Origin of the sequence: Pseudidiomarina marina (genome assembly GCF_003987045.1) — a bacterium.
In the GTDB taxonomy this organism is placed as follows: Bacteria; Pseudomonadota; Gammaproteobacteria; order Enterobacterales; family Alteromonadaceae; genus Pseudidiomarina; species Pseudidiomarina marina.
The window spans coordinates 188,909-201,125 of sequence record NZ_PIPZ01000003.1 but is presented as its reverse complement, the minus strand read 5'-3'; the positions used below and the strand labels follow the sequence as shown (position 1 = coordinate 201,125).

Sequence of the window (12,217 nt, the reverse complement as noted above, 5' to 3'; positions counted from 1 at the left end):
ATGAAACATCGGGTGGGACTCATTTGGTTTGAAAGCGACCTGCGGGTTGCTGACCACCCTTTGCTTCATTTAGCTCAGCAAGAATGCCAGCAGCTCATTTGCCTGTATTGCGTCAATCCGAAATGGTTTAAACCGAATCGCTACGGATTGCGCAGTATTGGTGAGAAACGCTGGCAGTTTCTGCAACAGACACTGGCTGATCTCGATCAGCAATTAGCAAACTTAGGTCAACATCTATTCGTTAGTTATGAAGCGCCACTTGCCGCAGTTGCCAAGCTCATTAGTCAATACGGTATCGATGTAATTTATCGTAGCCATCATAGCGGTACTTACGAGCGCCAGTATTATGACATTGTGCGCGAACGCTACCCTTTTTTAGACTACGTGCAGGCTGACGCAACGACCTTATTTGAACGTGCGCAACTGGCTGAGATGGTTACTGAACTACCAGAAAGTTTTTCAAAGTTTCGTAAACATATTGAAGGCTCTAATTTACGCGCCACAATACAAACGCCATTGGCACCACCGACGCAATTACCGCCGCCCCCAACAACACTTGGCCGAACAACTTGGGTGAATCAAGCATCACCAACCGAGTTTGTCGGCGGTAGCCGTGCTGGCTTAACGCATATTCATAACTATTTTGCTGGCAGTTTTGCCCAAACCTACAAGCAAACGAGAAATGCCCTGGATAATTGGAACGATTCCACCAAATTCTCAGCTTGGCTGGCTGTTGGCGCAGTTTCACCACGCCAAATACTTTTTCAGTTAACCACGCATGAAACTGAACAAGGCGCCAATGACAGCACCTACTGGATTTTTATCGAACTATTGTGGCGTGAATACTTTCATTGGTATGCCCACTACCACAATAAAAAACTTTTTGCGTTCGAAGGCATTCAGCAACGCCGCCCAACCACAAGTTTTTATCCGGCGCGTTTCCAAAAGTGGTGTCAAGGCAATACGCCTTACCCTATCGTCAATGCATGTATGAAACAGTTGAATGAAACGGGCTACATGTCGAATCGCGGTCGTCAGTTAGTTGCTAGCTGCTTTGTTCACGAGCTTGGACTTGATTGGCGATATGGCGCGGCCTATTTTGAGCAGCAACTGATTGATTACGATGTCGCCGCGAACTGGGGCAATTGGCAATACCTCGCAGGTGTCGGCGCAGATCCGCGTGGCCATCGTTGGTTTGATTTAGCCAAACAAACTTCGATGTATGATCCGCAAGGCGAGTTCATCCATCGCTGGCAAGGAAATACGTTCGATGCTCGGCTTGATCATATCGACGCCGCCGACTGGCCAATAAGCTAGCGGCGACGCTGCAGCCAAGGATACAAATGCTCGTGCATTTTCGGATCGATAATTGCCATTAAAAAGTGATGACGTTCAGGAATTTCCTTTACATTCACATAGCGTGATTCGAGCGTTTTGAAATACTCAAACGGTGCAACGTTATCGACATTACTCGCTAAGATCAGCGTTGGTACTTTCACCGGCGGCAGCACCTGATGTAGATCAAGCGTTGCGGGGTCAATATCGCGCTTCATGAGCGTCTTTTGAACCCCTTCACGAATGGATTTCTCCGAAACAATTTTGCTGGTTTGCTCATGAGTAATTTTACTCACTTCGTACACTGCATCTTCAAATTGACGCATCGGCGCCAGCAACACGAGCCCGCTTATATCGTTGCGTTGGCGAGCCACGTGTACCGCAGCTAATGCTCCCATTGAAAAACCAGTAATAAATAGCGGATGCGGCCGTTCGCGAGCTGGTAATGAGTTAATCAGCGTGGTGATCATTGCCACATCATCAACCGCAAATCCCGGTTGTTCATGTGACGAGCCACCATGCCCCTTCAAGTCGGGAATAACCACATGAAAACCCAAAAAACGATAATATTCAGCTAAGAAAAACATCGTTTCTTTCGAACCACCGTAACCGTGCAGCATCACCATGGTACCGCGTCGCGCTTCTGGAATTTGCTGACGGTTTAAACTGAGCTTGTATTCTTGTGTTGTGTTTTCACCCACCGCAGTAAATTCGAAGTTGCGTTTATTAACGTCGGTAATTGGTGGCGCATATAAGTATTGCGTGCAACCATCAAGATAAGGCATGCAAAACTGGCGCTGCTCGCCGCCCAGATCAGCAATCACTTCGGGCATATTTGCTGGAATCCCGAGTGGCTCGACACGACTCGAAAGCTTATGCTCTACGTAGGTAGCGCACCCTTGCAGAAGAGCGACAGCGAATAGTCCAAAACACAGCTTGCGATACATCGGGGATCCTCAACATGTTTATCTGACATTTGACATAATGTTCCCGATAATATCATTTCTTTACGCAACGCCAACAGTCTTTACGTTCGGTGAATTAGCCCAACGCCTGTTCAAGATCCGCGATAATGTCGTTAACGTGCTCAATTCCCACGCATAACCGAATGGCTTCGGGTTTCACACCCACTTTTTCTTGTTCGTCGACGGTAAGCTGTCGATGTGTTGTTGATGCAGGATGACACGCCAACGATTTTGCATCGCCAATATTGACGAGCCGCTTGAACAATTTGAGTTTGTCGTAAAAGCGCACACCGGCTTCATAACCACCTGTTACACCGAAGGTTAACAGTGATGCAGGTAACCCACCCTTAATAATTTTCTGCGCTAAACCATAGTTTGGATGCTGCGGTGATCCGGCGTAATTTACCCAAGCCACCCGCGGGTGTTGCTGCAGATAATCAACCACTTTCTTGGCATTTTCGCAGTGTCGTTCAATACGTAACTCAAGTGTTTCAAGCCCCTGTAAAATCAAGAAGGCATTGAACGGCGATAACGCAGCGCCGGTATTACGCAAAGCCACCGTGCGCGCTCTTGCGATAAACGCTGCCGCTTCAAATGCCTCGTTATACACCACGCCATGATAAGCCGGTTCAGGTTGTGAGAATTGTGCGAATTTCTCACTATGTTTTACCCAATCAAAATTGCCACCATCAATGATGATGCCGCCTATGGTGGTGCCATGACCGCCGATATACTTGGTTAATGAATGAACGACAATATGCGCGCCAAGGGCAATCGGCTGGCAAAGAATAGGTGTGGCAACAGTATTATCCACCACCAGTGGCACACCATGCTTATCGGCCACTGCCGCGAAACCCGGAATGTCAGCGATATTCCCTGCTGGGTTGCCAATACTCTCGCAATAAAGCGCTTTGGTGTTGGCATCAACCAACTGCTCTAACGCCTCTGGACTATCGCTTTCTGCGAATCGCACTTCAATGCCCAATGCCGGTAGTTGGTGTGCAAATAATGTGTACGTACCTCCATAAATTTGCGGCGTCGTGACAATGTTGTCGCCATGTTTAGCGAGAGTCAGTATGGTGTAATGAATTGCGGCCATTCCAGATGCTACAGCCAGCCCGGCAATACCCCCTTCGAGGGCAGCTACACGCTGCTCGAGCACATCATTGGTTGGATTCATAATGCGTGAATAAATATTGCCCGGTACCGCCAAATCAAATAAGTCAGCGCCATGTTGTGCGCTGTCAAATGCATACGCAGCGGTTTGATAAATCGGCACCGCTACCGATTTGGTCGTCGGGTCGGTTTCATAGCCATGATGAATAGCAAGCGTGGCGGGTTGGTAGTTCGCAGTCATATCGGCCTCAAATGAAATAGATGGTTATACGTTTAGACGTCCATAATAATTAAATGACGTTATGGTGCAAGTTATTTTTTTAAAGACGTTTGAGTAGTTCCAAAATATCGCTTTGAACACCGGCCGCAGTTACTTCGGGTCCAGCTCCTGGGCCTTGAATGATTAGCGGATTGTGCTGATATTGGCGACTTCGAATAATGAAATTCGCATTGCCTGGGGGCAGATGTGCATACGGTGAATCCATGTCGATAGGCTGTAATTGCGCAAATGCTCTTATGTTGCCAGAAGGTGCTTCCTCAACTTTGCCGATGTAGCAAAACTGCTTGGCGTCGGGATGGTATTTTAAGCGCCAGCAGTCAAACGCTTCATCAAACTGCTCAAGCTCCTGCCAAAACGTTTCTAGCGATACTTGCTGCAGGGCTGGCGGCACTAAATTATGTAATTCGACCTCCGACAACTGGAATGCCCAGCCTGCATCGCGCGCCAAAATCAATAACTTACGAGCGACATCCATACCACTGAAATCAATCCGCGGATCGGGTTCTGTGTAACCAAGCTCAGCCGCTTTACGAAGGCAGTCTGATAACTTATCTCCGGGTCGATATTGCTGAAAAATCCATGATAACGAACCGGAAAAATTTCCCTCCATGGCAGTGATTGCATCAAAGCAATCTAGTCGTTCCCGAATCGCTTTTTGAATAGGCAGGCCCGCACCAACGGTGGTGTTATACAACCAGTGGCGTTGACGGTTTTGAAGTCGTTCACGTAGCGTTTGATAATAATCAGGATTGCTTGAACCAGCATATTTGTTTGCGCTAATAATATGCGCGCCAGCATCAATCCAGGCCAAGTAATCACGGCTGACCTGTTTAGAAGCAGTAAGGTCAAGAACAACCGTAGCGACGCCTTGCTGAACGAGATTTTTGATTTCAGCAACGATAGCTCCCTCATCCACTTGTGGCTCGCGTTGGTTCTGCCAGCCCTCTGGTAACGGCCAGCGCCAAACGTGCTTTGAGTTTGCCGCAGCATGCACAAACACATTGGCAGGTAATCGCTCGGCGTAATCTTGTAACCATGTTTGGCCTATCGTTCCTAACCCAACAACCAGAATGCCTAACTGCATGGCAACTCCAAAAACTGTTTCAACACCGGAGCGTAATCCGCGGTGTTCTTGATAAAGCCATCATGGCCATAGGTCGACGAGAAAATATGACAGCCGCGGCCATCCGGTAATTGTTCGTGAAAGGCATGGAGCAAGCTTGGTGGCACCAGCTGATCGCTAGCAAAGCCGATAACTAACGTTGGCTGCTCAATGTGATAAGGCTCAATCCGATAGCTGTCGAGTGCGGGCCCAAATACTTCAAATAATTGTCGCGCCCGCGGGAGCGATCGTTGCACCGTTCGCAATCCGCGACTTTCAATATAATTCACGGCATCTTGGGGATCAGGGTAGTACTGGTCCATGCCATCGGCACTACGGTAACTCAACATCGCCAGCGCGCGTGCTAACTGAGTACCGCGTTCAGGTTGACCGGCGGCATCACCTAGGCGCACAAATTCGCGTTGTAGCGCTCGTAACATCACAGCTTGTGCGGTAGGTCGGTGGGCGGCACCGATAACGGCGACACGTTCGAAATTGAGTAGTTTATCTTGCGCAAGCTCCAATGCGACGAGGCCACCATACGAACCACCGACAACCGCATGAAACTCGACCCAGCCTAGCTCTTGTAGTGCAGTACTGATATAAGCCGCCTGCTCAGCGATGGTTTGCGGTACCGACACGACTTCAGACTCACCGTTGCCACCCGCATAATCCACCGTGACAATAGTGAATTGATTCGGATCAATCGCTTCCACTAAACCTTGCCACCAGCCATCATCAGCACCAGTAATTGCTTGCCTATCGCCAGAAATACCGCCGAGCACCAATACCAGCGGCCCTGAACCCAGTTCATTGAGATACAACACACCACCGGGTACTGGGCATTGATGGGTTTCACTAAGAAGCGACGGAACGCTTGTCATAACAATAACCTTTTGGAATAAACGGTGTCGTTTAGATGCGCCTAATGTAGCGGCTTTCTTGGTAAATATCAATATGGACGTTTAGATGTCTAAATGTTTTTTTGTATAAGCGCAAGGTTATTGCGATAATCAGTGTCAGAACTTCTGATAAGACATAAATGATAAGGTGATTCACCCATGCCAAGTTTTGATATTGTTTCAGAAATCGACAAAGTTGAATTAAAGAACGCTGTCGACAATGCCACCCGCGAACTAACCACTCGATTTGATTTTCGCGGTGTTGAAGCAACCATTGAGCTGAATGACTTAACCGTTACCCTCACCTCAGAATCTGACTTCCAGGTGCGTCAGTTACAGGATATTTTTAATAATCACTGTGCGAAACGAAATATTAGTCTTGCTGGAATTGAAATCCCTGACGAGCCAACCCACAGCGGCAAAACCTACAGTTTGGCATTAACGTTCAAACAAGGTATCGACCAGCCGCTCGCCAAAGAAATCACCAAAAAAATCAAAGAGAGTAAGCTGAAAGTTCAATCGTCCATTCAGGGCGATAAAGTTCGCGTAACCGGTAAAAAACGTGATGACTTACAGCAAACAATTGCCATGTTGCGTAGCTCAGATATCGAATTACCATTGCAGTTCGAGAACTTCCGCGACTAATTGACATGCCCGAATGCCCTTTGTGCGCCGATTCTGCAACCGCGTTGCTATATACCCAGCAACGCGGCCCGCTTGCACAACGCGAGTATTATTTATGCCCGACATGTGCATTAATTCATGTGCCTGCAACCTTTCAACTCGATTCAGAGAACGAAAAACGCATTTACGATTTACACCGCAATAACCCAAACGACGTGCACTATCGGCAGTTTCTGAAACGTTTGTTTGACCCCATGTGCGACCGTTTGCCAATTGGCACTTGTGGGCTCGATTTCGGCAGCGGTCCCGGCCCCACATTAAGCTTGATGTTTGATGAAGTAGGCCGACCTTGTACCACTTATGATATTTATTATGAGCACAAGCCTGAACGACTGAAAAGAACCTACGATTTCGTAACCTGTACTGAAGTTATTGAACATGTCGCAGCACCGCTTCACGTGTTTCATCAGCTATTAGATTGCTTACAACCTGGTGGCTATCTCGGCATCATGACCCAACGCTGGACCAGTGTCGATAGATTCGCCGGTTGGGGTTATCGAAATGATCCCACTCATATTGCTTTCTTCCATGAGAGCACTTTTCAGTATTTGGCAACAAAGTTTGCCCTTGAACTGACTATTTACCCCCGTGATGTGGTAATTTTTAGAAAATCACAGGTAGCAATTGGTAAGGAACGCATCGCATGACCTCGCATTGGCAGCAACGTCGCTCTGGCGGCCCATCAAATCGCCCGGGCGATTTACGTACACCATGGCAGCGCGACCGCGCGCGAGTGTTACACTCCGCAGCATTTCGACGGTTACAATCAAAAACCCAAATTATGAACGTGGGAGAGAACGATTTTTATCGAACGCGTCTCACGCATAGTCTTGAAGCGGCTCAAATTGGCGCCTCCTTAATTAATCAATTGCAGCAGGTTTGCAGTGCCGATGAAGCGCAGCACTTGCCTGATTTGAATTTAATGGAAACGCTGTGTTTGGCTCACGATATTGGCCATCCGCCATTTGGTCACGGGGGCGAAACAGCGCTGCATTTTAAAATGCTCGGTTCCGGCGGTTTTGAAGGCAACGGACAAACCTTCCGAATTGTCGGTAAACTCGAGGCCTATCACCCTGAACATGGGATGGATTTGACTCGCCGCTCGTTGCTTGGGCTACTAAAATATCCGGTATTGATGCCGCCACTTAGCGCCCCTGAAAATCTTTCTCATCCAGGTAGCCTAGCGCAGTGGAAACCAGCAAAGGCACTATTTGCCTGTGATGCTGATTTACTCGATTGGGTATTGGAGCCTTTATCTAAGCGCGACAGAGAACTGTTTCAAGCTGTGGATAAACTTCCTGCCGCACCGTGGCAAAAATCCAAACATAAGGCTCTCGACGCCTCGCTGATGGAACTTGCCGATGATATTGCCTACGGAGTACACGATCTTGAAGACGCTGTAGTGACTGGCACTTTAAGCGAGAGTCAATGGCATACACACGTCGATACCGTGATTGATCAGTTGCCGGGTGACTTAGCGACGCTCATGCAAGAGTTGGGCGAACAGCTGTTTGCGCGTGAACATCATCAACGTAAGAATGCCATTGGTGCTTTGGTGAATATTTTTGTTACGACGGTTCGCTTAGAAGAAGTGTTAACCGATGCTCAAGAGCCATTGATTCGTTATAACGCGACGCTGCCGCAACCTGAAGCTTACTTACTCAAGAGTTTAAAAGATGTTGTGTTTGAGCATGTCATCAACGAACCGTCGATTCAGCAACTGCGCTATCGTAGCCAAAATATGCTGCTCGATTTGTTTACGGCGCTACACACTGAGCCTTTGCGATTGTTGCCGCGCAACACGCGCGAACGTTGGCAAAAAGCGCAACAGGATCAAGGCCAGCAAGCCGCTGATCGTGTCCTGTGTGATTATGTTGCAGGCATGACTGACGACTATGCTGAGCGTATGTACCGTAACCTATTCGTCGTTTAACCACGCTAACAGTTCGGCTAATGGCAATGGCTTACAGAACAAGTAGCCTTGCATGAAATCGCAGGCATATCGCGTGAGATAATCACGCTCTGCCTCGGTTTCCACACCTTCACCAACCACTTCAATGCCCAACTCAGCGGCCATAGTGAGCACCCCGCGAGTAATAGCGGCGTTACGCGGGTTGCTGTCTATATCTTGCACAAAACAACGGTCAATTTTGAGCTTCTGTGCTGGAATCACATTCAAATAACTCAAACTTGCGAAGCCCGTACCAAAATCATCCAACGCAATTTCTAGCCCAAGTTCACGCAATTCTTCCATCATTTTTAACGCGCCGCTTGAGTCGCGTAACAATACATTCTCAGTGATCTCGGCGACCAATTGGTTTGGCTTGATTTGAAATTTTTTCAATAAATGAGCGACCGATTCAATAAAGTCATCGCGATAAAATTGCATCGGTGAGAAATTCACACTCACCTGGCCAACACCGGCCTCTCGCAATACCTCTAAATCTTCGCATGCTTGTTCTAATACCCAAGTACCAATCGCCACTATTTGTCCCGTGCGCTCAGCTAATGGAATGAAATCCGCTGGAGAGATATACCCTCGCTCAGGATGATTCCAACGCACTAGCGCTTCGGCACCAACAATACTGCCTGTGCGCGACACAATGGGTTGATAAAATACTTCAAATTGATTTTTTTGAATGGCATCTTGCAACTGCGCGCGAAGCGTAATTTGTTGCTGGGTATCGAGATCTAAATCTGGCGAAAACCACTGGTAGGTACCACTGCCGCGGCGTTTTGCTTCATACATAGCCACGTCAGCTTGTTGAATCAGCTCATTTGGGTTTTTTACGGCAATTTCGCTGCTGGCGATACCAATGGCGGCAGATAAACTGACTTCCGCATCGTCGTATACAAACGGCGCATCAAATTGGCTCAGAATTTGACGCGCCAATGGGATCACATCTTCATCACGAGTGACACTTTGAATAACCGCGACAAACTCATCACCACCAAATCGAGCGAGTAAATCTTGCTTAGGCATAACGCTACTTAGGCGTTGAGCTGTCTGCACTAAGATATGATCACCACACTCATGCCCAAGGCTATCATTCACCGGCTTGAAGCCATCTAAATCGATAAATAGGACATAAACACGGGCTTCATTATTACTTACCGAACGTTGAAGAAATCGTTCTAACGCAGTTCGATTCGGTAATCCTGTCAGCACATCGTGTTCCGCGTTGTAAGCCAACTCCGCTTCGCGCTCAACTCGCTCAGAGATATCATTTTGTAAGCCAACAAAGTGGCTCACTTCGCCATTCACATCGCGCACAGGTGAAATAATCAACTCATTCCAAAATGGCTTCCCGTTTTTACGGTAGTTGCGAATAGTACAACGAATTTCGCGTTGCTCGCGCAACGCACTAGCTATTTCTCTGACAGTATTCGGGTCTGTATCGAGTCCTTGCAGAAATCGACAATTGCGGCCAATGACCTCATCAGCTTCATAGCCACTAATAGCGGTAAACGCTGGGTTAATATAGATAATCGGAAAGCCTGGTCGGCGTGCATCGCTTATCACCACACCATTGGTACTTGCTTCGACACTGCGGTTCAGAATCTGCAGGCGTTCCTCATACTCACTCTGTTGAGTAATGTCTTTACCAATGCCATGCACGCCTGCAATTTTACCGTCAACAATCATCGGCATATTGGTAATTTCGAGTTTCTTCAACGCGCCTTTGCTATTAAATATTCTTAACTGATAATGCTGCGGCTCACCGCGTTTGGCGGCTTCAAAATGCTCTCGTGTTAACGCTTTGTCTTCTTCAACTATACCGATATCGTATGGCTGACCAATAAGCTCCTGAGCACTTAACTCGACTAGCTTTTCACAGGCCTTGTTGACACTGGTGAAGTGACCGTTCAAATCAAGGGTAAACACCGCTTCAGGATTATGCTCGAATAGCGATGCGGTTTGCTGTTCACTGCGCAAACGTTCAATACGGTCTTGGTGTTGTGCAATAACTAATGAAATGAGATCGCGACTACGCTCAATCAATCGCTCTTCACTAAGTTTGGGGGTACACGCTTGCGTTGAGTACAGCGCAAAAGTACCAAGTAAACGTCGATCGGTTGGAGAAAAAACTGGATATGACCAAGCGGCGCGGAGATTGAATTGCTCAACAAGGGCTAGAAATGCCTCAAATCGAGAATCATTGAGCATATCTTCCACAATCACCGGTTGTTTAATTGCGGCCGCGGTACCACAAGCGCCCACGCCATCGGCAATGGGTAAATCTTGCAACGCCTTTGTAAATTCAGGTGGTAGCGACTTAACGGCAACAGCATCGAGTGCCAGACCTTTTGCATTGACCATCATCACCGATGCAAAACAGTCGGGAATTTGTAATTCCACGAGCTCACAAATATCAGATAGTTTTTTGCTTAAGGGGTGCTCTTGCGCCAACGAACTCAGGGTATCGTATTCAGCGTCAATAAACGCTTGTAGATGTTTTGTTTGCTTCCGCGCGCGTAACCAAAACATCAATGCCAACAGCAATGCGATGAGGAGCACCGATGCCAACCCAATAATAATTCCGCCTGAATAATGCTCCACTCACTTTATTCCTTAACGTTGTGATGCTAATCCATGCGTTGACTTGCGCGATAGGCGTGCCAAAGAAGACCAACCCCGATCAATATGAGCCCAACAAACATAATTTGCAACTCAATAAACGCCGCTAATGAAAGGCAACTTATTAATCCCAAAAGAGAAATCCAACGCGGTACGAATCTATCTTCCGCTTTTATCCGTAGCGCTGCTAAGTTCGTAATACTGTAGTAAACCAATACCGTAAATGCACTGAACGACCACGCAATTTTCAAGTCGCCAACCAAGACAATAAGCAACATCACCGCAAAGGTAACCCAGATTGCTGCTGGTGCTGACGTTCTTTGCTCATTTAACTGCGCCCATTTCGGCGGCAAATCGCTGCGCCGAGCCATGGCTAGAACTACTCGTGACACACCTAAAATCAGGTTCAAAATGACCCCGCACATAGCCACCACGGCACCAATTGCGACGAGCTGTCGCCAAACTCCTTCAGGCATCAAATTCGATAAAACAAAATCACTGCTCGTGGTTAATGGCACATAGTGCAAAATTCCCCAGCCAATGGCTGCATACAACAGCGTCACCACAACCACCGTCGCAAGAATCGCGCGCGGAATAACGTGACGCGGGTTTTGCACTTCTTCGCCCATCGTCGCGATGCGCCCGTAGCCGGTATAAGCCACAAACAGCAAGCCTGCTGCTGCCAATAAATTCTGCCAACTCGGTTCATGGCTTATGTCAGCTAAGGGCATCGGCGTTTGTGAGCTCACCGCAACAAACACAATTAGCGCGCCCACCGCAAGTGCAACAAGTATTGCGTTAGCGCGGTTGGAACGTCGTAAGCCACCAAGTACGAGCAAGGTAAATAGCAACAGCGTCAACCCCGCAAATACTTGTACTAGCCAAGTTGGTCCTGCAAGCCATGTTTGTAACGCCACGCCAACAGCTAAAGCTGCCGTGGCGGCACTTGCGCTTTTGGCGAGTACAAATAGCCAACCTGCAGTAAACCCCAGTTGCCGGTTCAAAAACTGATAACCGTATTCATACGTGCCGCCGCTAACCGGATGAATAGCCGCCAGTTGAGCACTCGACAGACCATTAAAAGTAGCTACAGCAGCGGCAATCAACAGAGCCCAAATGATCCAAGAGCCCGCTAGCTCAACGCCAAAGCCAACACTAACAAAGGCTCCGGTACCGATAATTGAGCCCAGTCCAAGCAAAATAGCGCCGCCGAGCGACGCACTACGAACAAGTTGTGGGTGAGGCTGGCTCATT

General features: G+C 48.0%; 10 protein-coding genes. 4 read left to right on the top strand and 6 right to left on the bottom strand.

Going from position 1 to position 12,217, the window contains the following annotated elements; genetic code table 11:
- A complete protein-coding gene (locus CWI76_RS09485) occupies positions 1-1,317 on the top strand; it encodes a DASH family cryptochrome (protein WP_126760105.1) in 1,317 nt (438 codons plus the stop codon).
- Here CWI76_RS09485 and CWI76_RS09480 read toward each other — a convergent pair.
- From CWI76_RS09480 to CWI76_RS09465, 4 genes are all read right to left on the bottom strand, one after another.
- A complete protein-coding gene (locus tag CWI76_RS09480) occupies positions 1,314-2,282 on the bottom strand; it encodes an alpha/beta hydrolase (protein ID WP_126760104.1) in 969 nt (322 codons plus the stop codon). The two genes, CWI76_RS09485 and CWI76_RS09480, sit on opposite strands and share 4 nt — an antisense overlap.
- Positions 2,283-2,376: 94 nt before the next feature.
- The gene (locus CWI76_RS09475; protein ID WP_126760103.1) at positions 2,377-3,657 is read right to left on the bottom strand and encodes an O-acetylhomoserine aminocarboxypropyltransferase/cysteine synthase family protein; all 1,281 of its coding nucleotides are present in this window, start codon (positions 3,655-3,657) and stop codon (positions 2,377-2,379) included.
- A gap of 79 nt (positions 3,658-3,736) precedes the next feature.
- Positions 3,737-4,780, bottom strand: coding sequence for a hypothetical protein (locus tag CWI76_RS09470; RefSeq protein WP_126760102.1), 1,044 nt, complete (start codon positions 4,778-4,780; stop codon positions 3,737-3,739).
- Positions 4,771-5,682: an alpha/beta fold hydrolase gene (locus tag CWI76_RS09465; protein ID WP_126760101.1), complete on the bottom strand. Its 912-nt coding sequence runs from the start codon at positions 5,680-5,682 to the stop codon at positions 4,771-4,773. The genes CWI76_RS09470 and CWI76_RS09465 overlap by 10 nt, the downstream gene beginning before the upstream one ends.
- Before the next feature lie 177 nt (positions 5,683-5,859).
- Here CWI76_RS09465 and CWI76_RS09460 point away from each other — a divergent pair, with 177 nt between their 5' ends.
- From CWI76_RS09460 to CWI76_RS09450, 3 genes are read left to right on the top strand one after another with little or no spacing between them, the layout of a single operon-like run.
- Positions 5,860-6,345, top strand: a complete 486-nt coding sequence (locus tag CWI76_RS09460; protein ID WP_126760100.1) for a YajQ family cyclic di-GMP-binding protein — start codon at positions 5,860-5,862, stop codon at positions 6,343-6,345.
- A gap of 5 nt (positions 6,346-6,350) precedes the next feature.
- On the top strand, positions 6,351-7,031 hold the full coding sequence (locus tag CWI76_RS09455; RefSeq protein ID WP_126760099.1) for a class I SAM-dependent methyltransferase: 681 nt from the start codon (positions 6,351-6,353) through the stop codon (positions 7,029-7,031).
- A complete protein-coding gene (locus tag CWI76_RS09450; protein ID WP_126760098.1) occupies positions 7,028-8,317 on the top strand; it encodes an anti-phage deoxyguanosine triphosphatase in 1,290 nt (429 codons plus the stop codon). The genes CWI76_RS09455 and CWI76_RS09450 overlap by 4 nt, the downstream gene beginning before the upstream one ends.
- Here the strand turns inward: CWI76_RS09450 and CWI76_RS09445 are convergent.
- Both CWI76_RS09445 and CWI76_RS09440 read right to left on the bottom strand, forming a co-directional pair.
- Complete coding sequence (locus CWI76_RS09445) at positions 8,303-10,945, bottom strand: bifunctional diguanylate cyclase/phosphodiesterase (protein WP_198678604.1); 2,643 nt, start codon at positions 10,943-10,945, stop codon at positions 8,303-8,305. The genes CWI76_RS09450 and CWI76_RS09445 overlap by 15 nt on opposite strands.
- A 26-nt stretch (positions 10,946-10,971) precedes the next feature.
- Positions 10,972-12,216 carry an APC family permease gene (locus tag CWI76_RS09440; protein WP_126760097.1) on the bottom strand — a complete coding sequence of 415 codons (1,245 nt, stop codon included), beginning with the start codon at positions 12,214-12,216 and terminating at the stop codon, positions 10,972-10,974.
- Between the last annotated feature and the right edge of the window lies 1 nt (position 12,217).

Coding starts and splice junctions, on each gene's coding strand:
- CWI76_RS09440 (WP_126760097.1), bottom strand. CDS start 12,216: ATGAGCCAGCCTCACCCACAACTTGTTCGTAGTGCGTCGCTCGGCGGC.
- CWI76_RS09475 (WP_126760103.1), bottom strand. CDS start 3,657: ATGACTGCGAACTACCAACCCGCCACGCTTGCTATTCATCATGGCTAT.
- CWI76_RS09470 (WP_126760102.1), bottom strand. CDS start 4,780: ATGCAGTTAGGCATTCTGGTTGTTGGGTTAGGAACGATAGGCCAAACA.
- CWI76_RS09460 (WP_126760100.1), top strand. CDS start 5,860: ATGCCAAGTTTTGATATTGTTTCAGAAATCGACAAAGTTGAATTAAAG.
- CWI76_RS09485 (WP_126760105.1), top strand. CDS start 1: ATGAAACATCGGGTGGGACTCATTTGGTTTGAAAGCGACCTGCGGGTT.
- CWI76_RS09455 (WP_126760099.1), top strand. CDS start 6,351: ATGCCCGAATGCCCTTTGTGCGCCGATTCTGCAACCGCGTTGCTATAT.
- CWI76_RS09450 (WP_126760098.1), top strand. CDS start 7,028: ATGACCTCGCATTGGCAGCAACGTCGCTCTGGCGGCCCATCAAATCGC.
- CWI76_RS09465 (WP_126760101.1), bottom strand. CDS start 5,682: ATGACAAGCGTTCCGTCGCTTCTTAGTGAAACCCATCAATGCCCAGTA.
- CWI76_RS09480 (WP_126760104.1), bottom strand. CDS start 2,282: ATGTATCGCAAGCTGTGTTTTGGACTATTCGCTGTCGCTCTTCTGCAA.